Below are 25,193 nucleotides of genomic sequence, written 5' to 3' on the forward strand. Positions count from 1 at the left end.
GGTGTGTCGTGATCCGCTTGTTCTCTCCGCTCAAGTTGTTTGTCGCGGCCCTCATCGCCGCCGCACTGATAGTGGTACTCGGTGGCGCGCCGCGCGCGGCCGCCGCCGATGACCGGCTGCAATTCAGCGGCACGACCCTGGGTGGTGCGCCGTTCAACGGCGCCAGCTTGCAGGGCAGACCCGCGGTGTTGTGGTTCTGGGCGCCGTTTTGCCCGTTCTGCAACGCCGAGGCCCCAGGCGTCAGCCAGGTGGCCGCCGCCAATCCCGGCGTCACCTTCGTCGGCGTCGCCGGTCACTCGGATGTCGGCGCGGAACAGAACTTCGTCTCCAAGTACGGGCTGAGATTCACCAACCTCAACGACGCCGACGGCTCGATCTGGGCCCGCTACAACGTCCCCTGGCAGCCCGCCTACGTGTTCTACCGCGCTGACGGCAGCTCGACGTTCGTCAACAACCCGACCTCCGCAATGTCCCAGCAGGAGCTTTCCGACCGGGTCTCGGCCCTGAGGTCCTGACTCGGTGGACCAGGGTCTGGTCGGCCTGGCCTTCGCCGCCGGATCGGTGGCCGCGCTGAACCCGTGCGGGTTTGCCATGCTGCCCGGCTACCTGCTGCTGGTGGTGCGCGGCCAGGGTGCGGGGGCGGTCTCGGGTGCGGCGGCGGCCGGGCGTGCGCTGGCGGCCACCGCGGGGATGGCGCTGGGCTTCCTGACGGTGTTCGGCGCGTTCGGCCTCCTGACCGTCTCGGCGGCGAGCACCGTGCAGCGGTTCCTGCCGTACGCCACCGTGGGCGTGGGTGTGGTGCTGATCGGGCTCGGGGCGTGGCTGCTGGCGGGCCGGGAGCTGTCGGCCCTGACCCCGCGACCGCTGGGCCCGCGGTTGGCGCCCACCGCCCGGCTGGGCTCCATGTACGGCTACGGCATCAGCTACGCGATCGCCTCGCTGTCGTGCACCATCGGGCCGTTCCTGGCCGTTACGGCGGCCGGCCTACGCGGGGGATCGCTCGTCACCGGGGTGGCGATCTACCTCGCCTACAGCGCGGGGCTGACCCTGGTGGTCGGGGTGCTGGCGGTCGCTGCGGCCACGGCGAGCACGGCGCTGGTGGACCGGTTGCGCCGGATCCTGCCGTTCGTCAACCGGATCGGTGGCGGGTTGCTGGTGCTGGTTGGGCTGTATGTGGCCTATTACGGCGGTTACGAGGTGCGGCTGTTCGGCGCCGGCGGCGATCCGCGGGACGCGGTGATCACCGCGGCCGGGCGGCTACAGGGCGCGATGGCCGGCTGGGTGCATCAGCACGGGATGTGGCCGTGGGTGGTGGCCGTGTTCGCATTGACTGCCGTGGTCATCGGGGGCGCCTGGCATCGCCGGGTGCGCCGCTAGGGTCAACGCGCTGCCGGCTACCTGATCCAGCCGCGGCGGCGGCCCCACAGGTCGCGGATCAGCGCCACGAGGATCAGCGCGGCAAACCCGATCAGGAACCAGTTCTCGATGTGGCCGACGTGGTTGCCGCGCAACATCGCCAGCAGGAATCCGAAGCCGATCAGGCCGGCGATGTGCCAGGTCCGGTGATTGATCCTGCTCCAACCCCACGCTGCCGACGGCACCTCGACGTCGTCGACGCCGGTGAAGCGCTCCACCTCGGTACTGGCCACGGCGAATCCCCTTCGGATCGGATTGGCTTGTCGAACCCAAATTCTGGCATATCCCCGCCGGGCTCGACGGCCGCGGTCCGGCGGATGGCCCCGCTCGGTGCCGGGCGGCACAATGAATGGGTGACCAACCCGACGACCGACGGGCAAACACGCGACCGGCTGCGCGTCCTGGTGCTGGGCAGCACCGGCTCCATCGGCACCCAGGCGCTGGACGTCATCGCCGCGAACCCGGACCGCTTCGAGGTGGTCGGCCTGGCCGCGGGCGGTGCCAACCTGGACGCCCTGTTGCGGCAGCGCGCCGAGACCGGTGTGACCAACGTCGCGGTCGCCGACGAGCGCGCGGCGCAGCGGGTCGGTGACATCCCGTTCTGCGGGCCCGACGCGGCCACCCGGCTGGTGCAGGAGACCGAGGCCGACGTCGTGCTCAACGCGCTGGTGGGCGCGCTGGGCCTGCGGCCTACGCTGGCCGCGTTGGAGTCGGGCGCCCGGCTGGCGCTGGCCAACAAGGAATCCCTGATCGCCGGCGGTCCGCTGGTGCTCCGGGCCGCCAAGCCGGGGCAGATCGTTCCCGTCGATTCCGAACACTCCGCGCTGGCCCAGTGCCTGCGCGGCGGGGCCCCCGACGAGGTCGCCAAGCTCGTGCTGACCGCCTCCGGCGGGCCATTCCGCGGCTGGACCGCCGCCCAGCTGGAGCACGTCACCCCGGAGCAGGCGGGCGCCCACCCGACGTGGTCGATGGGCCCGATGAACACGCTGAACTCGGCCTCGCTGGTCAACAAGGGGCTCGAACTCATCGAGACCCACCTGCTGTTCGGCATTCCCTATGACCGCATCGAGGTCGTGGTGCACCCCCAGTCGATTGTTCATTCGATGGTCACCTTCATCGACGGCTCTACCCTGGCCCAGGCCAGCCCGCCGGACATGAAGCTGCCGATCTCGCTGGCCCTCGGCTGGCCCCAGCGGGTCGCGGCCGCGGCCGCCAGCTGCGACTTCAGCACGGCCTCTAGCTGGGACTTCGAGCCGCTGGACGACGACGTTTTCCCCGCCGTCGAGTTGGCCAGGCACGCCGGGCGGATCGGCGGCTGCATGACCGCCGTCTACAACGCGGCCAACGAGGAGGCGGCGGAGGCCTTCCTCGCGGGACGGGTCGGGTTCCCCATGATCGTCAAAACCATCGCCGACGTGCTGCACGCCGCCGACCAATGGGTCGTGTCACCCGCTACCGTGGATGAGGTACTCGACGCGCAGCGCTGGGCACGCGAGCGGGCGCGGCGTTCGCTCGCACACGCCCGGCCCGCCGAGGTGTCAGCAAAAGCCTCCGGAATGGTGTGAGAAAGGTCCTGGGAGACCAGATGATGTTCGTAATCGGCATTGTGCTGTTCGCACTGGCCATCCTGATCTCGGTGGCCCTGCACGAGTGCGGGCACATGTGGGTCGCGCGCGCGACCGGCATGAAGGTGCGCCGCTACTTCGTCGGTTTCGGGCCCACGCTGTGGTCGACCCGGCGCGGCGAAACCGAATACGGCCTCAAAGCCGTGCCGCTGGGCGGCTTCTGCGACATCGCCGGCATGACCTCGGTGGAGGAGCTGGCGCCCGACGAGACCGACCGCGCCATGTTCAAGCAGAAGGTTTGGAAGCGGGTCGCGGTGCTGTTCGCCGGTCCCGCCGCGAACTTCATCATCTGCCTGGTGCTGCTCTACGGCATCGCGCTCATCTGGGGGCTGCCGAACCTGCACCCGCCCACCCAGGCCGTCGTCGGCGAAACCGCTTGTGTGGCACCGGAAGTGGCACCGGGCAAGATCGCGGACTGCACCGGCCCCGGGCCGGCGGCACTGGCCGGAATCCGGCCGGGCGATGTCATCGTCAAGGTGGGTGACACCCCGGTGTCGACCTTCGAGGACATGGCCGCCGCGATCCGCAAGGTGCACGGCAACGTCCCGATCGTCGCCGAGCGCAACGGCACCAAGATCACCACCTACGTCGACGTCACCACCACCCAGCGCTACTTGGGCAACGGGCAGGGCGCTCAGCAACAACCCTCGACGGTCGGCGCCATCGGCGTGGGCGCCGTCAAGGTGGCGCCCACCCGCTACGGGGTGTTCACCGCGATCCCGGCCACCGTCGCCTTCGCCGGTGACCTCACCGGCGAGGTCGGCAAGGCGCTGGTCGCGATCCCGACGAAGGTCGGTGCGCTGGTGCACGCCATCGGCGGCGGGCAGCGCGATCCGCAGACCCCGATGAGCGTCGTCGGCGCCAGCATCATCGGCGGTGACACCGTCGACCACGGTTTGTGGGTGGCGTTCTGGTTCTTCCTGGCCCAGCTGAACCTCATCCTGGGTGCGATCAACCTGGTGCCGCTGCTGCCCTTCGACGGCGGCCATATCGCCATCGCGGTGTTCGAGAAGATCCGTAACCTGGTGCGGTCGGCGCGAGGCATGGTCGCGGCCGCGCCGGTGAACTACCTCAAGCTCATGCCCGCGACATACGTCGTGCTGGTATTCGTGGTCGGCTACATGCTGCTGACCGTCACCGCCGATCTGGTGAATCCGATCCGGCTGTTCCAGTAGAGAGAAGGCAGCGCACATGAGCATTGGCCTGGGCATGCCGCAGACCCCGGCGCCCACGCTTGCGCCCCGGCGCATCACGCGCCAGCTGATGGTCCGCGACGTCGGGGTCGGCAGCGACTATCCGATTTCGGTGCAGTCGATGTGCACCACCAAGACGCATGACGTCAACACGACGCTGCAGCAGATCGCCGAGTTGACCGCCGCCGGTTGTGACATCGTGCGGGTGGCCTGCCCGCGCCAGGAGGACGCCGACGCGCTGGCCGAAATCGCCCGGCACAGCCAGATCCCGGTGATCGCCGATATCCACTTTCAGCCCAAGTACATCTTCGCCGCCATCGACGCCGGGTGTGCCGCCGTGCGGGTGAACCCCGGCAACATCAAGGAATTCGACGGCCGCGTGGGCGAAGTCGCCAAGGCCGCCGCCGCGGCCGGCATCCCGATCCGCATCGGCGTCAACGCGGGCTCGCTGGACAAGCGGTTCATGCAGAAGTACGGCAAAGCCACCCCGGAGGCGCTGGTCGAGTCCGCGCTGTGGGAGGCCTCGCTGTTCGAGGAGCACGGCTTCGGCGACATCAAGATCAGCGTCAAGCACAACGATCCCGTCGTGATGGTCGCCGCCTACGAGCAGCTGGCCGAGCAGTGCGATTACCCGCTGCATCTGGGCGTCACCGAGGCCGGCCCGGCCTTCCAGGGCACCATCAAGTCGGCGGTCGCCTTCGGTGCGCTGCTGTCGCGGGGGATCGGCGACACCATCCGGGTGTCGCTGTCGGCGCCGCCGGTCGAGGAAGTCAAGGTCGGCATCCAGATCCTCGAGTCGCTGAACCTGCGCCCGCGCGGGCTCGAGATCGTGTCGTGCCCGTCCTGCGGCCGCGCCCAGGTCGACGTCTACACCCTGGCCAACGAGGTCAGCGCCGGCCTGGACGGGCTGGACGTCCCGCTGCGGGTGGCCGTGATGGGCTGCGTCGTCAACGGTCCGGGGGAGGCCCGCGAGGCCGACCTGGGCGTCGCATCCGGAAACGGCAAGGGCCAGATCTTCGTTCGTGGCGAGGTGATCAAGACCGTGCCCGAAGCCCAGATCGTCGAGACGCTGATCGAAGAGGCGATGCGCATCGCCGCCGAAATGGGCCACGAGAGCGGCGACGGACCCGAAGCAACATCCAGCGGTTCACCTGTTGTCACCGTAAGCTGATGAAGGCCAGCGCCGTTCTGGTCTGAGAAATCGCACCACAGAGAGTTCGCCCTATGTCGGCTCCGCCCCTGTTCCGCCTTGTCGGTGAGCGACGGGTGTCGGTGGTGCGCGACGCGGCCGCCGTCTGGCGGGTGCTTAATGACGATCCCGTCGCCTCCTGCATGGTCGCGGCCCGGGTTGCCGACCACGGCATCGATCCCAACTCGATCGGCGGCGAACTGTGGACGCTGCGCGGCGCCGACGAATCGCTGTGCTTTGCCGGCGCCAACCTGATTCCGCTGCGCGGCGCCCCGGCCGACCTGAGCGCGTTCGCGGACGAGGCCATGCGCGGGACGCGGCGCTGCTCGTCGCTGGTCGGCAGGGCTGACCTGGTGATGCCGATGTGGGAGCGGCTCGAGGCGGCCTGGGGGCCGGCTCGCGACGTGCGCGACCGCCAGCCGCTACTGGCGTTGTCCAACCACCCCAGCTGCGACCTCGACCCCGGGGTGCGGCAGGTCCGGCCCGAAGAGCTGGACGCCTACCTGGTGGCCGCCGTCGACATGTTCATCGGCGAAGTGGGCGTCGACCCGCGCGTCGGCGACGGCGGTCGCGGCTACCGGCGCCGAGTGGCCAGCCTGATCACGGCCGGGCGGGCCTGGGCGCGGTTCGAGCACGGCCAGGTCGTCTTCAAGGCCGAGGTGGGCTCGCAGTCTCCGGGCGTGGGCCAGATCCAGGGGGTATGGGTGCACCCGGAGTGGCGCGGGCTGGGCCTGGGCACCGCCGGCACCGCGACGGTGGCCGCGGTGATCGTCGGCACCGGGCGCACCGCCAGCCTGTACGTCAACGACTTCAACACGGTGGCCCGCGCCGCCTACGCACGGGTGGGGTTCACCCAGATCGGCACCTTCGCGACGGTGCTGCTCGACTAGCGGCCCCGTGCCAGCCCTTCGGCCGCGAGCGCCCGGCTGGCCGGGCATTGACTGACGAACGCCCTGCTGGCCGGGCGCCGAGCGGTCTTTTGGACGACATCACGGTTCGGTCTCGGTGTGTCGGCGCCCCTGTTCAGGCCACAGTTCTTAACATCAGCACCGATGGTAACGAGAACAACAATTGCCACATCTGCCTCAGGCGTGCTGCTGGTCGTGGCCGTCGCCCTGTCCGGCTGCACGCCGCGGCCCGACGGCCCGGGCCCGGCCGCGGAGAAATTCTTCCGCGCGCTGGCCGTCGGCGACACCGCGACCGCCGCGCAACTCAGCGACAGCCCGAACGAGGCCCGTGAAGCCCTCAACGCCGCCTGGTCCGGCCTGCAGGCAACCCACCTCGACGCCCAGCTGCTCAACGCCAAGTACGCCGAGGACAGTGGCACGGTCGGCTACCGCTTCACCTGGCACCTGCCCAAGAACCGCACGTGGACCTATGACGGCCAGCTGAAGATGGCCCGCGACGAGGGGCACTGGGCCGTGCGGTGGACCACCACCGCGCTGCACGCCAAGTTGGGCGAGCACCAGACGTTCGCGCTGCGCGCCGACCGGCCGCATCGCGCTTCGGTGAACGAGCTCGGCGGCAGCGATGTGCTGGTGCCGGGCTACCTGTACCACTACACGCTGGACGCCACCCAGGCCGGACCGGCGCTGTCCGGCACGGCGCACGCCATCGTCGACGTGCTGCACCCCTTCAACGGCGCCCTCAACGATCCGCAGCTGCTGGCCGAGCAGGCCAGCTCGACACCGCATCCGGTTGATCTGGGGGTGACGCTGCACCCCGACGACAACGACAAGGTGTCCCCGCTGGTCGGGCACCTGCCCGGAGTCGTGGTCACCCCCCAGCCCGAAATGCTGCCCACCGACCCGCATTTCGCGCCCGCGGTCATCTCAGCGGTGAAGAAGGCGGTGGTCGACCAGCTCGACGGTGAGGCGGGCTGGCGGGTGGTCAGCGTCAACCAGAACGGCGTCGAAGTCGAGGTGCTGCACGAGGTCGAGGGATCTCCGGCGCCGTCGGTCTCGATCACTCTGGACCGCACGGTGCAAAACGCCGCCCAGCGCGCGGTCGACAACAAGGGCGGCAAGGCGATGATCGTGGTCATCAAGCCGTCGACCGGAGAGATCCTCGCGATCGCGCAGAACGGCGGGGCCGACGCGGACGGTTTGCCGGCCACCAACGGCCTGTTCCCGCCGGGGTCGACGTTCAAGATGGTCACCGCCGGCGCCGCCGTCGACCGCGGCATGGCCACGCCCAACTCGATGCTGGGCTGCCCGGGCCACCTCGACATCGGGCACCGCACGGTGCCCAACTACGGCGGCTTCGATCTCGGCGTGGTGTCGCTGTCGCGTGCGTTCGCCAGCTCGTGCAACACCACGTTCGCGGAGCTGAGCAGCCGGATGCCGCCGCGTGGCCTGACCCAGACGGCCGCCCAATACGGGATCGGCCTCGACTACACGGTGGACGGTGTCACCACTGTGACGGGGTCGGTGCCGCCGACGGTCGACCTGGCCGAACGCACCGAGGACGGCTTCGGCCAGGGCAAGGTGCTGGCCAGCCCGTTCGGCATGGCCCTGGTGGCGGCGACGGTGGCCGCCGGCAAGACGCCGGTGCCGCAACTGATCGTGGGCCGCCAGACGGCGGTCCAGGGGGACACCACGCCGATCAGCCCGAAGATGATCGACGCGCTGCGGCCGATGATGCGGCTGGTGGTGACCAACGGGACCGCCAAGGAGATCGCGGGCTGCGGCGAAATCTACGGCAAGACCGGTGAGGCCGAGTTCCCGGGCGGATCGCATTCCTGGTTCGCCGGCTACCGCGGCGACCTGGCCTTCGCGTCGCTGATCGTCGGGGGCGGCAGCTCGGAGTGGGCGGTTCGGATGACAAAGTTCATGTTCGAGGCGCTGCCGCCGAACTTCCTGGCCTGACGCCGCTGGCCCGCTTCAGCGGTAAATTGCGAACATGACCGATACCGGCGGCGACATGGTGGCCCTGCGGGTCTCCGACGCCGACCGCAACGGCACGATGCGGCGACTGCACAACGCCGTCGCGCTCGGGCTGATCGACATCGACGAGTTCGAGCAGCGCTCGTCGCAGGTGTCCTACGCGCGCACGCGCGGCGAGCTGGACCATCTGGTCGACGACCTGCCGGGGCCGGGTGCCATCGTCACCTCCGCGGCCGACCGGGTCGAGCTGCGCGGCTGGGCGGGTTCGCTGAAGCGCCACGGTGAATGGCAGGTGCCCACCCGCCTGGCGCTGGTCCGCCGGCTGGGCTCGGTGGAACTCGACCTCACCAAGGCCCGCTTCGCGGGGCCGGTGGTGGTCATCGAACTCGACATGAGATTCGGCTCGGTGGAGATTCGATTGCCCGACGGCGCCAGCGCGTCCATCGACGACGTCGAGGTCTACGTGGGCAGCGCCAGTGACCGTCGCAAAGACCCGCCTGGTGAGGGCAGGCCACACGTCGTGTTGACCGGGCGGGTGGTGTGCGGCTCGGTGATCATCCGCGGGCCGCGGCGCTCGCTGCTGCGCCGTCAGCGGCTCTGAGCGTCCACCCGCCCTGCCATTAAGCTGGTCGCATGCCTGCTCGCACCGCGCTTTCCCCCGGAGAGTTGTCCCCGACTCTGCCGGTGCCCGGCAGTATCGCGCGCCCGGAATACGTCGGCAAGCCCACCGCCCAGGAGGGCAGCGAACCGTGGGTGCAGACCCCCGAGGTGATCGAGAAAATGCGCGTCGCCGGCCGGATCGCGGCCGGCGCGCTGGTGGAGGCGGGCAAGGCCGTCGCACCGGGGGTGACCACCGACGAACTGGACCGCATCGCCCACGAGTACATGGTCGACCACGGCGCCTACCCCTCCACGCTGGGTTACAAGGGCTACCCGAAATCGTGCTGCACGTCGCTCAACGAGGTCATCTGCCATGGCATCCCGGACTCGACGGTGATCGAGGACGGCGACATCGTCAACATCGACGTCACCGCCTACATCGACGGGGTGCACGGCGACACCAACGCGACCTTCCTGGCCGGCGATGTGTCCGAGGAGCACCGGCTGCTGGTGGAGCGAACCCGGGAGGCGACGATGCGCGCGATCAACGCCGTCAAGCCCGGGCGGGCTCTGTCGGTCGTCGGCCGCGTCATCGAGTCGTACGCAAACCGGTTCGGCTACAACGTCGTTCGCGACTTCACCGGTCACGGCATCGGTACCACGTTCCACAACGGCCTGGTGGTCCTGCACTACGAGCAGCCGTCGGTGTCGACCATCATGCAACCGGGGATGACGTTCACCATCGAACCGATGATCAACCTCGGCGGCCTGGACTACGAGATCTGGGACGACGGCTGGACGGTGGTCACCCGCGATCGCAAGTGGACCGCGCAATTCGAGCACACCCTGCTGGTCACCGAAACCGGCGTCGAAATCCTCACCTTGCCATGACTTTTGCCGGATGACCGGAGCCCTGCTGGTCGCGGGCACCAGCTCCGACGCCGGGAAATCGGTGGTGGTGGCGGGCCTGTGCCGGTTGCTGGCCCGCCGCGGGGTCCGCGTCGCCCCCTTCAAGGCGCAGAACATGTCCAACAACTCCGTGGTGACCGTCGAAGGCGGTGAGATCGGCCGCGCCCAGGCGATCCAGGCGCGCGCGGCGGGGCTGGAACCCAGCGTGCGCTTCAATCCGATCCTGCTCAAGCCGGGCAGTGACCGCACGTCGCAACTGGTGATCAAGGGGCGGGTTGCCGACACGGTCAGCGCGAAAAGCTATGTGCGGCACCGTGATCGGCTGGCCTCCGTCGTGCTCGACGAGTTGACCTGCCTGCGTGCCGAATTCGACGCGGTGATCTGCGAGGGGGCCGGTTCGCCGGCCGAGATCAACCTGCGCGCCACCGATCTGGCCAACATGGGGCTGGCCCGGGCCGCGGATTTGCCGGTGCTTTTGGTCGGGGACATCGATCGCGGCGGGCTGTTGGCGCACCTGTTCGGGACGGTCGCGGTGCTCGAGCCCGACGACCAGGCGCTGATCGCGGGGTTCGTCGTCAACAAGTTCCGCGGCGACCCGGCGCTGCTCGAACCCGGGTTGCGCCAGCTGCACGACATGACCGGCCGGCCCACCTACGGCGTGCTCCCGTACGCCGACGAGCTGTGGCTGGACGCCGAGGACTCGCTGTCGGTGGTCGCGCACCGCGTCATCGGCACGCCCGCCCCGCCCTGCGGCGACGAGTGGCTGCGGGTGGCCGCGGTCCGGTTGCCCCGCATCTCCAACTCCACCGATGTCGAGGCGCTGGCCTGTGAACCGGGCGTGCTGGTGCGCTGGGTCACCGACCCCGCCGACGTCACCGACGCCGACCTGATCGTCATCCCGGGCAGCAAGGCCACCGTCGCCGACCTGGCGTGGTTGCGTGTCCAGGGCCTGGCCGACGCGATCGCCGCGCACGCCCGCGCCGGCAAGCCGGTGCTGGGAATCTGCGGCGGATTTCAAATGCTGTGCAGTCGCCTAGATGATCCGGTGGAATCCGGCACGACGGGCGTGGCCGGGCTCGGGCTGCTGGACGCCGACATCGCCTTCGATGCCGACAAGACCCTGCGCCGCTGGCAGCGCCCGCTCACCGGATACGAGATCCACCACGGCCGGCTCACCCGCTGCGCGGAGGCGAGCTGGTTCGAGTGTGACGCCGATCCCCAGCCCCAGGGTGTGGTGCGCGGGGCGGTCTTCGGGACCCACTGGCACGGATTGCTCGACAATGACGACTTCCGGCGCGGCTGGCTGCGCTGGGTCGCCGATGCCGCCGGCCGCGGCGGATTCGTGGTCGGGGACGTCGACGTCGCCGCCCGCCGCGACGCGCAACTCGATGTCGCCGCCGACTTGCTGGCATCCCACCTCGACCTCGACGGTATTCTCAGCTTGCTTGATGGTCCCCCGCCGCGGCGACCGCATCTCGCAAGTGCTTTGCGGCCCTAGGGCATTCGCGCCCAGCGCGGTGTGAACGCCGCCGTTGACGGCGCGGCAAAAAATCGGATCCGCGTACCAGATGCTGAAGAATCGTCGCGCGCGCACGCCATTTGGTTGTAGCGTGCTGGGGTGTCCTCGATGATGACCACCCTGGACGGATTCCCCGTGCCGGTGGTTGTGGCCGGCCCGGAGAACGGCGTCGTCGTCGTCATACTGGGCGACGCAGACCGCGTCCCGGCGGCGTACGACGCGGTCTGCGAGCGCCTGCACACCGCATCGCTTCGGACGGTCGTGGTCGGCTTCGATTCGCGGCTGACCCCCAAGTCGCTCATCGGCATCCTCGACGCCCTGGGCATCGGCTGGGCCGTGGTGATGGGGGATCGCGCCGGCGCCGAGCTCGCCTGGGAGCTGACCGCCACCCGGCTGGGCCGCTTCGTCGGACTGGTGGTGATCGACCGCGGCCACCCGCGGGCCTCCAACTACGAGGGCGCCGTCACCGACGGGCACTGCCCGCCGGTCGAGATCGGCACCACGGTGTTGGTCAGCTCGCCGGCCGCCCGGGCCGTGGCGCAGGCCAGCCAGCGCTACGTCTACGCCGACTACCGGGTGGTGCACCTGGGGCGGCGCACGGTGCAGGAGTCGACGGCGCAACTGGCCGCGGAGATCATTCTGCGCACCAGCAGCTGGTAGCGCCTGGTTGACTGACCGTCATGGCCAGTGAAGAACACGCGGTGACCGATCCCGATGCCGCGATGCTGTCGTTGAGCGAGCTGCAGCGATTGGTGGGCGCCGCCGAGGTGGACACCGTCATCGTGGCGTTCGCCGACATGCAGGGCCGGCTGGTCGGCAAGCGGATCGACGCCCGGCTGTTCGTCGACGAGGTGGCCAGGCACGGCGCCGAGTGCTGCGGGTACCTGCTCGCCGTCGACGTCGACATGAACACCGTGAGCGGCTACGCCATGTCGAGCTGGGACACCGGATACGGCGACACGGTGATGCTGCCCGACCTGTCCACCCTGCGGCGCATTCCCTGGCTGCCCGGCACGGCGTTGGTAATCGCCGACGTGGGCTGGTCCGACGGCAGCCCGGTCACCGTGTCGCCGCGGGCGATCCTGCGCCGCCAGCTGGACCGGTTGGCCGAGCGGGGCCTGGCCGCCGACGTCGCCACCGAACTGGAATTCATCGTCTTCGACGAGCCCTATCGCCAGGCGTGGGCCAACGGCTACCGCGGGCTGACCCCGGCCAGCGACTACAACATCGATTACGCGATCTCGGCGTCCTCGCGCATGGAGCCGTTGCTGCGCGACATCCGGCAGGGGATGATCGGCGCCGGCCTGCGCTTTGAGGCCGTCAAGGGTGAATGCAACAGGGGACAGCAGGAAATCGGTTTCCGCTACGCCGACGCGCTGATCACCTGCGACAACCACGTCATCTACAAGAACGGCGCCAAGGAGATCGCCGACCGGCACGGCAAGAGCCTCACGTTCATGGCGAAATACGATGAGCGAGAAGGCAACAGTTGTCACGTGCACCTCTCGCTGCGCGATTCGCAGGGTGGTGCCGTGTTCGCCGACCCCAGCCGCCCGCATGGCATGTCCTCGACGTTCGGCAGTTTCCTGGCCGGCCTGCTCGCCAGCCTGGGCGAGCTCACGCTGTTCTATGCGCCGAACGTCAACTCCTACAAGCGATTCGCCGACGGCAGTTTCGCGCCCACCGCGCTGGCGTGGGGTGTGGACAATCGCACCTGCGCGCTGCGGGTGGTCGGTCATGGGTCCAACACCCGCGTCGAGTGCCGGGTGCCCGGCGGCGACGTCAACCCGTATCTGGCGGTGGCGTCCATCGTCGCCGGAGGGCTGTACGGTATCGAACGGGGGCTGGAGCTACCGGAGCCCTGCGCGGGAAACGCCTACCGGACTCCCGGCGTCGAGCGGTTGCCCGTCACCCTGCCGAGGCGGCCTCGGCGTTCGAACGCTCGGCGCTCGCGCGGGACGTGTTCGGCGACGAGGTGGTCGCCCATTACCTGAACAACGCGCGGGTGGAGTTGGCGGCCTTCAACGCGGCGGTCACCGACTGGGAGAGGATGCGTGGGTTTGAACGGCTTTAGCCTCGATGGTGGCGACCCGCTGCGCCCGGCTACGCCGCGCTTGCGATCGCCACTGAGCCGCCCGGTTGTCGGCCTCACGACGTACCTGGAGCGGGTGCAGACCGGCATCTGGGACATCCCCGCCGGGTATCTGCCCGCCGACTACTTCGAAGGCGTCATCCTGGCCGGCGGGATCGCGGTGCTGCTGCCACCGCAGCCGGTGGACGCCGAGATCGTCGATTCGGTTCTCGACAGCCTGCACGCCCTGGTGATCACGGGCGGCTACGACGTGGACCCCGCCAGCTACGGCCAGCAACCCCACCCGAGCACCGACCAGCCCCGCACCGACCGCGACGCGTGGGAGTTCGCGCTGTTGCGTGGCGCGCTGCGGCGGGGCCTGCCGGTGCTCGGAATCTGCCGCGGCGCGCAGATACTCAACGTCGCGCTGGGCGGCACGCTGCACCAGCACCTGCCCGACGTGCTCGGGCACAGCGGACACCGGGCGGGCAACGGGGTATTCACCCGGCTGCCGGTGCGCACCGTGGCGGGCACCCGGCTGGCCGCGCTGGTCGGGGAGGCCGCCGATGCGCCGAGCTATCACCATCAGGCCATCGACAAGGTGGGCGACGGCCTGGTGGTCAGTGCGCGGGACGGCGACGGCGTCGTCGAGGCGCTGGAGCTGCCGGGGGACAGGTTTGTGCTTGCCGTGCAATGGCATCCGGAGCAGTCGTTGGACGACCTGCGGCTGTTCACCGCGATCGTGGACGCCGCGCGGTCCTACGCGGGACGCGGGAGCTGAGTTGAGCACCGCGCAACTGATCAACCCGGCCACCGAGGAGGTGCTGCGGTCGGTCGAGCATGCCGACGTTGCGGCGGTCGACGACGCGGTGGGCCGGGCGCGGGCGGCCCAGCGCAGGTGGGCGCGGTTGGCCCCGGCCGAACGGGCCGCCGGCCTGCGGGCCTTCGCCGCCGCCGTCGACGCCCACCTCGACGAGCTCGCCGCCCTCGAGGTCGCCAATTCTGGGCATCCCATCGCGTCGGCCGAGTGGGAGGCCGGTCACGTCCGCGACGTGTTGAACTTCTACGCGGCCAGCCCGGAACGCTTGTCCGGCAAGCAGATTCCCGTGGCCGGCGGCCTGGACGTCACGTTCAACGAGCCGATGGGTGTGGTCGGCGTGATCACCCCGTGGAACTTCCCGATGCCCATCGCGTCGTGGGGTTTCGCGCCGGCGCTGGCCGCGGGCAACGCCGTGCTGGTCAAACCCGCCGAGGTGACGCCGCTGACCACGATCCGGCTCGGTGAGCTGGCGGTGCAGGCCGGCCTCGACGCGGATCTGCTGCAGGTGCTGCCGGGGCGGGGTGCGGTGGTGGGGCAGCGGTTCGTCACCCATCCCGACATCCGCAAGGTGGTGTTCACCGGGTCCACCGAGGTCGGCAAGGCGGTGATGACGGGAGCGGCGGCACAGGTCAAGCGGGTGACCCTCGAACTGGGCGGCAAGAGCGCCAACATCGTCTTCGCCGATTGTGATCTGGAGCGCGCCGCCGCGACCGCGCCGGCCGGGGTGTTCGACAACGCGGGTCAGGACTGCTGCGCCCGCAGCCGGATACTGGTGCAGCGCAGCGTTTATGACCGCTTCATGGAGTTGCTCGAGCCCGCCGTCACGCGCGTCGTCGTCGGCGACCCGGCGTCTCGGGGCACCGAGATGGGGCCGCTGGTGTCCGCTGCGCACCGCGACAAGGTGGCGTCGTACGTGCCCGACGACGCCCCGGTCGCGTTTCGCGGCACCGCGCCGGCCGGCCGCGGATTCTGGTTTCCGCCAACGGTTCTGACGCCGCACCGCACCGACCGCTGTGTCACCGACGAGATCTTCGGCCCGGTCGTCACGGTGCTGGCCTTCGACGACGAGCACGACGCCATCACGCTGGCCAACGACACCAGCTACGGCCTGTCCGGATCGATCTGGACCGACGATCTGTCCCGCGCGCTGCGCGTCTCGCGGGCGGTGGAAGCCGGGAACCTGTCGGTGAATTCGCACTCGTCGGTGCGCTACAGCACCCCGTTCGGCGGGTTCAAGCAGTCGGGGCTGGGCCGTGAGCTGGGCCCGGACGCGCCGCTGCAGTTCACCGAAACCAAGAACGTGTTCATCGCGATCAAGGAGGACTAGGCGGTGGCGGTCGATCTCACCCAACGACTGGCAGGCCGGGTGGCCGTCGTCACCGGCGCCGGCGGCGGCATCGGGCTGGCCGCGGCCCGGCGGATGCGCGCCGAGGGCGCCACCATCGTGGTAGGCGACATCGACGCCGACGCCGGTGGCGCGGCGGCCGAGGAACTGTCCGGTTTGTTTGTACCCACCGACGTGTCCGACCAGGGCGCGGTCGACGCGCTGTTCGGTACCGCGGCGCGTGCGCACGGGCGCATCGACATCGCGTTCAACAACGCCGGCATCTCCCCGCCCGACGACGACCTGATCGAGAACACCGAACTGCCGGCGTGGCAACGCGTTCAGGACGTCAACCTGAAGTCGGTGTACCTGTGCTGCCGGGCGGCGTTGCGCCACATGGTGCCCGCCCGCCAGGGATCGATCATCAATACCGCGTCGTTCGTCGCGGTCCTGGGGTCGGCGACGTCGCAGATCTCCTACACGGCGTCCAAGGGCGGGGTGCTGGCCATGTCGCGCGAGCTGGGCGTGCAGTTCGCCCGGCAGGGCATCCGCGTCAACGCCCTGTGCCCGGGGCCGGTCAATACCCCTCTGCTGCAAGAGCTTTTCGCCAAAGACCCGGAACGCGCCGCGCGCCGACTGGTGCACGTCCCGGTCGGCCGCTTCGCCAAACCCGACGAAATCGCCTCGGCAGTAGCGTTTTTGGCCAGCGACGACGCGTCGTTCATCACCGCCTCGACGTTCATGGTCGACGGCGGCATCAGCGCGGCCTATGTCACCCCGCTCTAACCCAGCTCATTGGCCGCATGGGGACCGGGCGGCTCGCTGATCGCGACCAGGCGTACGGGTTCGCCGGTCCGATCCCCGATCGACCGCTCCAGCAGGGGCGCCGCGGCCGCCCAGGCGCGCGGCACCGACAGCGCGCCGACCGGCGCCGCGCGACGCAAGGCCGCCTTGACGCCTTTGGTGGCGGCCGGCTTCGGGAAAAGCGATTGCAGGGCCGCCGTCTTGTTCACCGAATTCAGGTGGGCGATCGCGAAATCTGACGCTGCGGTCACCGAGTTCAGCTTCGACAGCGGCGCGGTGACCGGGGACAGTGACGCATCGATCGTCTGCAGTGGTGACGACGACAAGCGCGCTAAAGCGTCGGGTATCACCGACATCACCTTGCGGCCGGCCGATATGACGTCCGGTGCCGATTGCAAGACCCAACTACGTTCGGCCACAGCGGGATTGCCGGGTGGTTCGGGAAAGAGAGCAATCGCGGTGGCAGCGGCCGCGGCCCGCGCGTAGGCGTACATGGCGCCGGTGTTCTGCGCCCACATCGCGTCGTACTCGGCATCGGCGTCCGCGATCACCGTGCTGTGCTGGCCCAGACAATTCGTCGAGGTGAGCGAGAGTCGTCGAGCGCGGTTGCCGGCGATCGCCGGCGGCGGGACGGTCGCCGTGAAGGCCGTCTGATGTGCGCCCGCCGCCGCCGCAAGCTGGGTGGCCGCGTGCTCACTGCGGGCCGCGACCGCCTCGAGCCAGTCGACGTAGAGTGCGGCTGCGGTGTGCTCCGCCGTGGCCAAGCCCTCGCCGGCCGCAGCCAACTTCGCGGTCACCGCCCGATAGTCGGCCGCCGCGGTAAAGAGCCGCACCGCCAGCGCATCCCACGCCGCCGCGGCCCGCATCATCGAGCCCGCGCCGGGCCCCGAATACATCAGCCCGGAATTGATCTCCGGAGGTAGCGTCGCGAAATCCATTACAGCCTCCGCCCCACAGTGGCGGTGTTTGTTATGCCCGAAAACATGAGGATGTTCCTCCACGAGATAGACGCCGGGGTTACAAGCCGGTGGGCGAGGCACGCTCGGCCCGGGCGCCACGATCAGCTACGGGCGACGCAGATCTGGGTCAAGATATCTCGGTCGGACGAAATGACCGCCGGGGCGCGGGATCGGGCGCCGGCGGGCGCAAACCCTATCGGGGTGAACGACAACGGCACCGGCGCCAGCACCGATTGTGCCGACACGCGGTTCCAGGTCAAGGGCCGCTCCTTCGTCATCCACGCGCTGTGGAACGGCTTGCGGTTGGTCTTGTTCGCCGGCGCGCCGACGCGCGACGCCGCCACGGCTGGCTGGCCGAGGGCGGGCAGACGACCGTGCGTCAGTCCTGCGGCCGCGCCGAGTCCCGCGGACCACGCGGCGGGCTCCGGCGGTGCCGCCGCGGAGAAGGCGGGTCGCAGCGCCGAACCCGTGATCAGGGCGGTGAAGGCCGCCACCGCTGCGGCAACCGCGATGGCCGCCTGCCATCGCCGAGTCTCGCCAACGCCCCGGAAAACCACAGTGCACCGAATGTAGCGCGCAAAAATCGGCGAACGGTCTAAACGAGCTGTGAACTCGATCCGAGTCCGGTGTGTGTTTGCGCAGCTACGGCCCGAAAACGACGAGCGGAATGGCCATCTCCGCCGCGGTGGCTCCGCCGTGGAAGCCGATTAGGCGAGACGTTTCCGGGGGCTCGTGCGCGCTGGCCAGCACCGCGGCGTCACCTGAGCAGACGACGACCACGTCGCCAAGGCGTTCCAGGTGTTGCGGGGTGACCGTCCCGAACATGCCGGTGGCCACCGCCTGCTCGCGGCTGTACACGGTGGCGCTGCCGTCCAGCAGCTCGCCCCACGCCGCCCGCACGTCGCCGGCCGCCCCCGGCACGGTATGCAGATAGCGCACCCGCGGTTCGCCGGCCACCACCTCGATTCCCTCAGTCAGCCTGGGGTCGGAGTCGAGGTCGATCCGCGCCCGCTGTGGGACGTTGATGCCGCCGTGGTCGGCGGTGACCAGCATCGCCGCGTTCGGCGGCAGCGCCTCGAGCAGGCGGGTCAGCAGCGCATCGACGTTCGCCCCTGCGGCATGCCACTGCTGCGAACCGATCCCGAAGACGTGGGCGGCGGTGTCGAGCTCGGCGGTGTAGCCGTAGACCAGACCGGGCCCCGCGCGCAGCACGTCGGCCACCAGCCGCGCGTAGTCGTCGGCCGGACCCGCCGGGTGCAGCTCGGCGCCGCGGTAGGCGGCCTCGGTCAGCCCGCTGCCCACGAACATCGCCGGCAACACCGCGCCGGCGCTCACCCCCGCCGCCTGGAGCCGCTCGAACCACGTCGGCACCGGCTGCCACGTGGCGGGCGCCGGGTCGTCACGCCAGCGGACGTGGTTGAGCACCCGATCAGTGCCCGGCACCCTGAGCGTGAAGCCCAGGATCCCGTGCTCGCCCGGCTGTGCGCCGGTGCCCAGCGACACCAGGCTGGTCGGTGTGGTCGACGGGAACGTGCAGTCCAGCCGGGTCAGTCGTCCGGTGCCACCGGCCAGCACGGAGGCCAGCAGTGGGGCGCTGGCGGCCAGCCGGGGGAGCAGATCCCAGCCCAATCCATCCACCAGCACGACGAGCACCCGGTCGATCCGGTCCGCGTCCACCGACTCCGCCACCGCCAGTTCGTCCGGCAGGTGCGAGGCGCCCGGGACTCCGAGCAGGGTGGCCGCGGCGGGCAGCACGTCGCGCAGAGAACCGGGCACGGGGCCAGTCTGGTGGCGAAGTCAGACGTGCGCCAGTCGATGGCCGGTCACCCGCAGCTGCCGGTTCGTGCTGTCGGTCAGCGCGCACAGTTGCGCCGGCGACAGACGGCCGCACAACCGGCCCCAGTGCATCGCCACCACATCGCCGGCAGCCACGTCGGGCACCGCGCTGTAGCCGTCAACCCACACGTCGAGCACCCGCGCCGACGGCGCCGACAGCGTAAGGGCCTGACCGTCCCAGGTCAGGTTGCGGCACGACACCTCGACGCGGTCCGCGTCGCGGGAAAGCACTGTGCCGGAGGTGATTCGGCAGTTGTCCAGTACGCTCAGCGGTTGTGCGTCGGTACCGCGGCCCAGGAAGCGCGTCCACGGATATACCCCGAAGACGTGGAAGCAGTGGTTGCCGGCGGCCTCGCCCGCCAGATCCGCGGTGAGGTGCGACCAGTAGTGGCCCGCCTGCGGGCCGATGATCTCGAGCAGCGCGTCGAAGAACCGCTGCGGGTCGAGGTCGGCGGCGACGCCGCCGCCGAGCCAATAGGATTCGACCAGGCGGTAATCCAGCGGGTCGGCGATGCCGGTCAGCTCCGACAGCACCCGCAGGTACGGCCAGGCCCCGGAGAACTTCGTCGCCGCCCTGCGCACGTCGGCGACCGACCCGTCCCGCAGGGTGGCTCCCAACGGCGGCCCGCAGTAGCCCAGCGCGTTGGGCGCGTAGGCGTAGCGCGCGAACATCTCGGCACCCCGGGGATCGGTCAAGTGCGCCCCACCAGTTTGACCGCGTCGCGGTGCATGCGGCCGAAGTTGTAGTAGGCCGCGCACGCCCCTTCGGGCGAGACCATGCAGGTCCCGATCGGGGTCTCGGGGGTGCACGCGGTGCCGAAAACCTTGCACTCCCAAGGCTTGAGCACCCCCTTGAGCACCTCACCGCATTGGCAGGCCTTCGGGTCGGCGACCCGCACGCCGGGCATCGCGAACCGCAGCTCGGCGTCGAATTCGGCGAAGTCGTCGTGCAGGCGCAGCGCGCTTTGCGAGATGAAGCCGAGCCCGCGCCATTCGAAATGGGGCCGCAGCGCGAACACCCTGCCCAGCAACGCCAGGGCCGCGGGGTTGCCGCGCTCGGGCACCACGCGCTTGTACTGGTTCTCCACCTCGCAGCGACCCTCGCGGATCTGGCGCAGCAGCATCGCGACCGAGGCCAGGATGTCCAGCGGTTCGAAACCGGCCACCACCAACGGCTTTCGGTACACCTCGGGTACGAACCGGTAGGGTCGGTTGCCGACCACGGTGGACACGTGCCCGGGTCCGATGAAGCCGGACAGCCGCAGATCCGGCGACTCGAGGATGGCCCTGATCGGCGGCACGATCGTGACGTGATTACAGAACACGCTGAAGTTGGGCAGGCCCAGCTCGCGGGCCCGCACCAGCGTCACCGCGGTCGAGGGCGCGGTGGTCTCAAAACCGATGGCGAAGAACACCACTTGTTTGGCGGGGTTGTCGACCGCGATCTTGCACGCGTCCAGTGGGGAGTAGACGAACCGGACGTCGGCCCCGCGGGCCTTGGCGTCCAGCAGGCTGCCGTGCGAGCCGGGCACCCGCATCATGTCGCCGAAGCAGGTGAAGATCACGTCGGGCTGGCCGGCCAGCCACATCGCGTCGTCGATGCGTCCCATCGGGATCACGCAGACGGGGCAGCCCGGGCCGTGCACCAGTTCGACGTTGTCGGGCAGCAGGTGTTCGATGCCGTGCCGGTAGATGGTGTGCGTGTGACCGCCGCACACCTCCATGAATTTGAACTCCTCACCGTCGGTCCCGGCCAGGTGCTCGATGGCCACCAGCAGCTTGCGCGCCGCAGCCGGGTCGCGGAACTCGTCAACGAATTTCATTGCCGCTCCTCGTTACACGATGGCCGACGAATCGAAGGCCTGCATTTCGGTCGTGTAGGCGTCGCCGAGTTTCTTGATGGCCGCCAGCGTCAGCAACGCCTCGGTCTCGTCGATCTTGGCCATCGCGAATCCCACGTGCACCAGTACCCAGTCGCCGGGTGCGGGCAGGTCGTCTTCCAGCAGTCGGATGCTGATGGTCCGCTGCACACCACTGACGTCCACCTTCGCCAAACAATTAGCGGGGTCGGTGATCTCGACGATCCGGCCCGGAATTCCAAGACACATCTGATTACCTCCTAGCAGATCCGCGGCAACGGATCCCCGACGAGCATGTCGACGATCCGGGTGCCGCCGAATCCCGTACGCAGCACCACGCTTTCGGCGGGTTCGGTGACGATTTCCCCGACCTCGGCCGCATCTGCGCCCAACGGATGCGAACGCAACGCGGCCAGCCCGGCCGCAGCCTCCTGCGGTGCGACGACGGCGACGAACTTGCCCTCGTTGGCGACGTACAGCGGATCGATGCCGAGCAACTCACACGCGCCATTGACCATGGGCGCCACCGGGAGTCGTTCCTCTTCGAGCAACACCCCGAGGCCGCAGGCCTGGGCCAGCTCGTTGCACACCGTGCCGACGCCGCCGCGCGTCGCATCACGCATCCATCGGGTGGACGGGGCGGCCGCCATCAACAACTCCACCAACGGGCTCACCGACGCGGTGTCGGAGGCGATGTCGGCCTCGATGGCCAGATCACCCCTGGCCAGCATCACCGCCATGCCGTGATCGCCCATGGACCCCGACAACAGCACCTTGTCCCCGGCGCGCACCGACTGCGCCGACAGTGCGCGGCCCGCGGGGATGACCCCGGTTCCTGCGGTGGTGATGAACAGTCCGTCGGCCGCGCCTCGGGGCACCACCTTGGTGTCGCCGGTGACGACCTGCACACCGGCGGCCGCGGCCGCCGCGGCCATGTCGGCGACGATCTCTTTCAGTTCGGCGATTCCGAAGCCCTCTTCGAGCACGAACGCCGCCGAGATCCAGGACGGCACGGCGCCGGCCACCGCCAGGTCGTTACAGGTGCCGTGGATGGCGAGGGTACCGAGGGAACCGCCGGGGAACCGGCGGGGCTGCACCACAAAGGAATCCGTGGACATCGCCACCCGCTCGCCGCCGGGCAAGGTTAAAACGGCGCCGTCGCCCAGCGACTCGAGCAGCGGGTTGCGGAACGCCTCCACGAACACCGCGTCCACCAGCGCCGCCGATGCCTTGCCGCCCGCACCATGCGCCAGGGTCACATGATCGTCGAGCAGTCGGGGGCGGCGCCGGCGGAACGACTCGATCCGCTCGATCACGTCGCCTTCGCCGAACCGCGGCCCCGACGACAGGTAGTCGCTTGCCGGTTTGTTCATCACGCCGCCCCCAAACCTTGATCGCTCCCCAGGTTTTCGTGAACGGCCAGCCACAACTGGTAACCGACCAGCGCTTGCGACTCCTGAATCCGGTGCACGCTTTGCGAACGTACGACGAAGCAGGCGTCCACGTTCGGGTTGTCCACGAAGGCGCCGCCGTCGTAGCCGGCGAAGCCGATGGTGTACAGGCCGCGTTTGTGCGCCTCGGCCAGGGCGGTCAGCAGGTTGGGCGAACCGCCGCTGGTCGACATCGCGAGCGCGATGTCGCCGTCGCAAGCGCGGGCGATCAGCTGCCGGGCGAACACCAGCTCGAACCCGACGTCGTTGCCCAGCGCGGTCAGGATCGCCTGGTCGGCGGTCAACGACCACGCCGGCAGCGGCTTGCCCAGCGGCGGCCGGGCGAACAACCTCGCCAGCGTGGTGCAGTCGGTGCAGCTGCCGCCATTGCCGAAGGTGAACATCCTTGCGCCGGCGGCGAATCGGCGGGCGAGCTCGGCGGCGGCCGCCGCCAGCAGGTCGGCGTTGGCTTCGAGCGTGGACCGTCGTAACGCCAGGCTTTCCGACGCTTTGGCGTGGGCGGAGGCGGCCAGGTCGGCGAGCAGGGCAGACGGGTCGTCCTCTTCGGCGTCGATGAACGGGTACAGGAAGTTGGTGGGTTCGTCGGTCGGGCTCATGAAACACCTTCCTGCTCTTCGTCATCGACGCGACTGATCGCCATGCCCGCGTGCACCAGCACCAGCTCGCCGGGCGTGACCGGGTCGACGAGCGTGGTGATCACGTTCTCGATCCCCCGGGCGGTGCGCACCCGCGCCTGATCGCCGATCGAAGCGCTCACCACCTCGCCCAGCCGGCCCTCGTCGCTGCACGTCACGCACGCCTCGTCGTCCTCGCATCCCTTGGGTTTGAGCAGCCCGGAATGCTCGAAGCACACGTGGGTGAGCTCCCAGAGCAGGTGGTAGAACAGCACGAAGCCGCCGGTGGCCGGGATGCGCGGGTCGGGATCGTCCAGCCAGAGCACGTGATCGGCCATCGCGGCCGCTGGCCGATCACCGCTGCCGATCCAGATCGTGGTGGCGCCCCAGGCCGGTCCGCGGCGCATCACCGAGCGCACCTGCGCGTTGTCCGCATCCGAGATCGCGACCACGATGTCGCCGGGCCGCACCGAGACCCGGACGAGGTCCACCAGATCGGGCCCGGTCAGCGCGACAGCCGGCAGGGCCCGCTTGCCCATGATCACCGGATGCACGAATTCCACCGCGATGTGCAGCGCGTGCGGTTCCCACGACGGCGCGATGGACCACATGGTGGCGCCGGCGGCGAATCGTTTGGCCAGTGTCAGGGCGGTGGCGGCGAGGTCTTCGGCCAGTTCGGCACTCAGGCCGCGATCGATGGCGGTGGTGATCATCGCGTCGACTCCTCCTCCTGTGCGATCAGCACCGAGACCGCGGCCTGGCCCAGCGCCAGCCCGCCGTCGTTCGGCGGCACGACGTGATGGGTGAGAACTTCAAACCCGTTGCGCTGCAGCCTCGTACGACAAGCCCGGAGCAACATCACGTTCTGGAAAACCCCGCCGGTGAGACCCACCAGCCGGGTGCGGCCCGCCACCTGGGTGACCACCTCGGTGACGGCGTCGGCGACGGCCCGGTGAAACGCCGCCGCCAGCGTCGCCGGTGGTGTCCCGGCGTACAGCGCCGCGACCATGGTCTGCACCATCGGGGCGGGATCGATCACACCGTCGGGGCGCACCGCCAACGGCAGCGACGGGCGCGCGGACTCCACGCCGACCGCCTGGGCCAGCGCCTCGAGTTCGATCGCGGCTTGACCCTCGTAGTCGATGCGGTGTCGAACGCCGAGCAGGGAGGCGACCGCGTCGAACAGGCGGCCCATGCTCGAACACGGCACGCAGCCCGTCCCGGTCTCCAATTGCGAACGGATGAGCCTTAGTTCGTCGGCCCTCGCTGCGGCCACCGGCGCCAGGTCGGGGGTCCAGTCGATGTCGGCCATCCACAACTGTGACAGCGCCATCCGCCACGGGTTGCGCACGGCGGTGTCGCCGCCGGGCAGCGGCACCGCCAGCAGGTGTCCGGCGCGCACGAAACGGTGGCTTCGCGTTCCGAGGGCCAGAATCTCACCGCCCCAGATCGTTTCGTCGCACCCGTAACCGGTGCCGTCGAAGGAGACCCCGATGATGGGTTCGCCGAGGCGACCGTGTTCGGCCAGCAGCGAGACGACGTGGGCGTGGTGGTGCTGCACCAGGTCCAGCGGGCGCTCGCCCGTGTGGCGCTCGGCCCAGCTGCGGGTGTGATAGCCGGGGTGTAGGTCGGCGGCCAACCGCGCGGGCCGGCCGCGGATTTCGCTGAGCTGGGACACCGCGCGCTCGAACGCGCGCAGCGTCTCCCAGGTGGCCATGTCGCCGATGTGGCCGGACAGGTACGCCCGGCCGCCGTCGGTGAGGCAGCAGGTGTTCTTCAGTTCGCCGCCCACGGCCAGCACGCTGGGACCATCGAGTCGCAGGTCGACCGGCAGCGGCGCATAGCCCCGGGACCGGCGGACGGGCAGCTCATGGGCGCCCTGTTCGTCATGGACGACGCGCACCACCGAGTCGTCACACGGCACATGGATGGGCCGGTCGTGGTCAAGGACCGCGTCGCAGAGGCTCCGAAGGCGTTGCGCCGCATCGTCATCGGTGAAGCAAATGGGCTCGTCGGAGCGGTTGGCGCTGGTCAGCACCAGCGCGTCGGGCACCGGTCCGGGACCGCCCGGTACCGCCGCCAGTAGCAGGTGATGCATGGGGGAGTAGGGCAGCATCAG

The 25,193-nt window shown here is 69.7% G+C and carries 25 protein-coding genes and 1 pseudogene; 15 read left to right on the top strand and 11 right to left on the bottom strand.

Features of this window, described 5'->3' with window-relative positions; all coding sequences use genetic code 11:
- The first annotated feature begins 8 nt into the window (after positions 1–8).
- Together DQP58_RS14060 and DQP58_RS14065 are read left to right on the top strand one after the other, a co-directional pair.
- Positions 9–515 carry a protein disulfide oxidoreductase gene (locus tag DQP58_RS14060; RefSeq protein ID WP_112708955.1) on the top strand — a complete coding sequence of 169 codons (507 nt, stop codon included), beginning with the start codon at positions 9–11 and terminating at the stop codon, positions 513–515.
- Positions 516–519: 4 nt separating this feature from the next.
- Complete coding sequence (locus DQP58_RS14065) at positions 520–1,377, top strand: cytochrome c biogenesis CcdA family protein (protein ID WP_112708956.1); 858 nt, start codon at positions 520–522, stop codon at positions 1,375–1,377.
- A gap of 17 nt (positions 1,378–1,394) precedes the next feature.
- On the opposite strand, the gene DQP58_RS14070 is transcribed toward DQP58_RS14065, so the two are convergent.
- Positions 1,395–1,649, bottom strand: coding sequence for a DUF2631 domain-containing protein (locus DQP58_RS14070; RefSeq protein ID WP_066870261.1), 255 nt, complete (start codon positions 1,647–1,649; stop codon positions 1,395–1,397).
- A gap of 120 nt (positions 1,650–1,769) precedes the next feature.
- On the opposite strand from DQP58_RS14070, the gene dxr reads away from it, so the two are divergent.
- The 13 genes and pseudogenes from dxr (at position 1,770) to DQP58_RS14135 (ending at position 16,337) form a co-directional block, all read left to right on the top strand.
- On the top strand, positions 1,770–2,981 hold the full coding sequence (gene dxr / locus DQP58_RS14075) for a 1-deoxy-D-xylulose-5-phosphate reductoisomerase (RefSeq protein ID WP_165827871.1): 1,212 nt from the start codon (positions 1,770–1,772) through the stop codon (positions 2,979–2,981).
- Between the two features lie 20 nt (positions 2,982–3,001).
- Positions 3,002–4,216: a M50 family metallopeptidase gene (locus DQP58_RS14080; RefSeq protein WP_067022813.1), complete on the top strand. Its 1,215-nt coding sequence runs from the start codon at positions 3,002–3,004 to the stop codon at positions 4,214–4,216.
- A 16-nt stretch (positions 4,217–4,232) separates the two neighbouring features.
- On the top strand, positions 4,233–5,405 hold the full coding sequence (gene ispG / locus DQP58_RS14085; protein WP_112708958.1) for a flavodoxin-dependent (E)-4-hydroxy-3-methylbut-2-enyl-diphosphate synthase: 1,173 nt from the start codon (positions 4,233–4,235) through the stop codon (positions 5,403–5,405).
- Positions 5,406–5,458: 53 nt separating this feature from the next.
- Positions 5,459–6,313, top strand: a complete 855-nt coding sequence (locus DQP58_RS14090) for a GNAT family N-acetyltransferase (RefSeq protein WP_112708959.1) — start codon at positions 5,459–5,461, stop codon at positions 6,311–6,313.
- Positions 6,314–6,475: 162 nt separating this feature from the next.
- Positions 6,476–8,290 (top strand): penicillin-binding transpeptidase domain-containing protein, encoded by a 1,815-nt coding sequence (locus DQP58_RS14095; RefSeq protein ID WP_112708960.1) that lies wholly within the window; start codon positions 6,476–6,478, stop codon positions 8,288–8,290.
- A gap of 34 nt (positions 8,291–8,324) precedes the next feature.
- On the top strand, positions 8,325–8,909 hold the full coding sequence (locus DQP58_RS14100) for a DUF1707 SHOCT-like domain-containing protein (RefSeq protein WP_112708961.1): 585 nt from the start codon (positions 8,325–8,327) through the stop codon (positions 8,907–8,909).
- 32 nt (positions 8,910–8,941) lie between these two features.
- The gene (map, locus tag DQP58_RS14105; RefSeq protein WP_112708962.1) at positions 8,942–9,799 is read left to right on the top strand and encodes a type I methionyl aminopeptidase; all 858 of its coding nucleotides are present in this window, start codon (positions 8,942–8,944) and stop codon (positions 9,797–9,799) included.
- Between the two features lie 10 nt (positions 9,800–9,809).
- The gene (locus tag DQP58_RS14110; RefSeq protein ID WP_112708963.1) at positions 9,810–11,315 is read left to right on the top strand and encodes a cobyric acid synthase; all 1,506 of its coding nucleotides are present in this window, start codon (positions 9,810–9,812) and stop codon (positions 11,313–11,315) included.
- A gap of 129 nt (positions 11,316–11,444) precedes the next feature.
- Positions 11,445–11,996 carry an alpha/beta hydrolase gene (locus tag DQP58_RS14115; RefSeq protein WP_112708976.1) on the top strand — a complete coding sequence of 184 codons (552 nt, stop codon included), beginning with the start codon at positions 11,445–11,447 and terminating at the stop codon, positions 11,994–11,996.
- A gap of 305 nt (positions 11,997–12,301) precedes the next feature.
- Positions 12,302–13,410 (top strand): annotated as a pseudogene (locus DQP58_RS14120) (glutamine synthetase family protein).
- Positions 13,391–14,188: a gamma-glutamyl-gamma-aminobutyrate hydrolase family protein gene (locus tag DQP58_RS14125; protein WP_240629814.1), complete on the top strand. Its 798-nt coding sequence runs from the start codon at positions 13,391–13,393 to the stop codon at positions 14,186–14,188. The pseudogene DQP58_RS14120 and the gene DQP58_RS14125 overlap by 20 nt, the downstream one beginning before the upstream one ends.
- A 1-nt stretch (position 14,189) precedes the next feature.
- Positions 14,190–15,554 (top strand): aldehyde dehydrogenase family protein, encoded by a 1,365-nt coding sequence (locus DQP58_RS14130; RefSeq protein ID WP_112708965.1) that lies wholly within the window; start codon positions 14,190–14,192, stop codon positions 15,552–15,554.
- A 3-nt stretch (positions 15,555–15,557) separates the two neighbouring features.
- Entirely contained in the window at positions 15,558–16,337 is a 780-nt protein-coding gene (locus tag DQP58_RS14135) for a 3-oxoacyl-ACP reductase (protein WP_112708966.1), read from the top strand.
- Here DQP58_RS14135 and DQP58_RS14140 read toward each other — a convergent pair.
- The 10 genes from DQP58_RS14140 to DQP58_RS14185 all read right to left on the bottom strand — a co-directional run.
- Positions 16,334–17,293, bottom strand: coding sequence for a PPE family protein (locus DQP58_RS14140; RefSeq protein ID WP_112708967.1), 960 nt, complete (start codon positions 17,291–17,293; stop codon positions 16,334–16,336). The two genes, DQP58_RS14135 and DQP58_RS14140, sit on opposite strands and share 4 nt — an antisense overlap.
- A gap of 122 nt (positions 17,294–17,415) precedes the next feature.
- Positions 17,416–17,808: a hypothetical protein gene (locus DQP58_RS14145; protein WP_240629816.1), complete on the bottom strand. Its 393-nt coding sequence runs from the start codon at positions 17,806–17,808 to the stop codon at positions 17,416–17,418.
- A 148-nt stretch (positions 17,809–17,956) separates the two neighbouring features.
- Positions 17,957–19,090: an alkaline phosphatase family protein gene (locus tag DQP58_RS14150; protein ID WP_112708969.1), complete on the bottom strand. Its 1,134-nt coding sequence runs from the start codon at positions 19,088–19,090 to the stop codon at positions 17,957–17,959.
- Between the two features lie 21 nt (positions 19,091–19,111).
- Positions 19,112–19,846: a DUF6390 family protein gene (locus tag DQP58_RS14155; protein WP_276310509.1), complete on the bottom strand. Its 735-nt coding sequence runs from the start codon at positions 19,844–19,846 to the stop codon at positions 19,112–19,114.
- Positions 19,843–20,973: a hydrogenase formation protein HypD gene (gene hypD / locus DQP58_RS14160; RefSeq protein WP_112708971.1), complete on the bottom strand. Its 1,131-nt coding sequence runs from the start codon at positions 20,971–20,973 to the stop codon at positions 19,843–19,845. The genes DQP58_RS14155 and hypD overlap by 4 nt, the downstream gene beginning before the upstream one ends.
- Positions 20,974–20,985: 12 nt before the next feature.
- Positions 20,986–21,258, bottom strand: coding sequence for a HypC/HybG/HupF family hydrogenase formation chaperone (locus tag DQP58_RS14165; RefSeq protein WP_112708972.1), 273 nt, complete (start codon positions 21,256–21,258; stop codon positions 20,986–20,988).
- Positions 21,259–21,269: 11 nt separating this feature from the next.
- Positions 21,270–22,382: a hydrogenase expression/formation protein HypE gene (gene hypE / locus DQP58_RS14170; RefSeq protein WP_112708973.1), complete on the bottom strand. Its 1,113-nt coding sequence runs from the start codon at positions 22,380–22,382 to the stop codon at positions 21,270–21,272.
- Complete coding sequence (locus DQP58_RS14175; protein ID WP_112708974.1) at positions 22,382–23,056, bottom strand: D-sedoheptulose-7-phosphate isomerase; 675 nt, start codon at positions 23,054–23,056, stop codon at positions 22,382–22,384. The genes hypE and DQP58_RS14175 overlap by 1 nt, the downstream gene beginning before the upstream one ends.
- Positions 23,053–23,787 carry a HypC/HybG/HupF family hydrogenase formation chaperone gene (locus DQP58_RS14180; protein WP_112708975.1) on the bottom strand — a complete coding sequence of 245 codons (735 nt, stop codon included), beginning with the start codon at positions 23,785–23,787 and terminating at the stop codon, positions 23,053–23,055. The genes DQP58_RS14175 and DQP58_RS14180 overlap by 4 nt, the downstream gene beginning before the upstream one ends.
- Positions 23,784–25,193, bottom strand: a 1,410-nt coding sequence (locus DQP58_RS14185) for a Sua5/YciO/YrdC/YwlC family protein (RefSeq protein ID WP_133259372.1), incomplete at its 5' end; no start/stop codon positions are given. The genes DQP58_RS14180 and DQP58_RS14185, both read right to left, overlap by 4 nt.

The organism is Mycobacterium colombiense (assembly GCF_003284975.1).
Lineage (GTDB): Bacteria > Actinomycetota > Actinomycetes > Mycobacteriales > Mycobacteriaceae > Mycobacterium > Mycobacterium europaeum_A.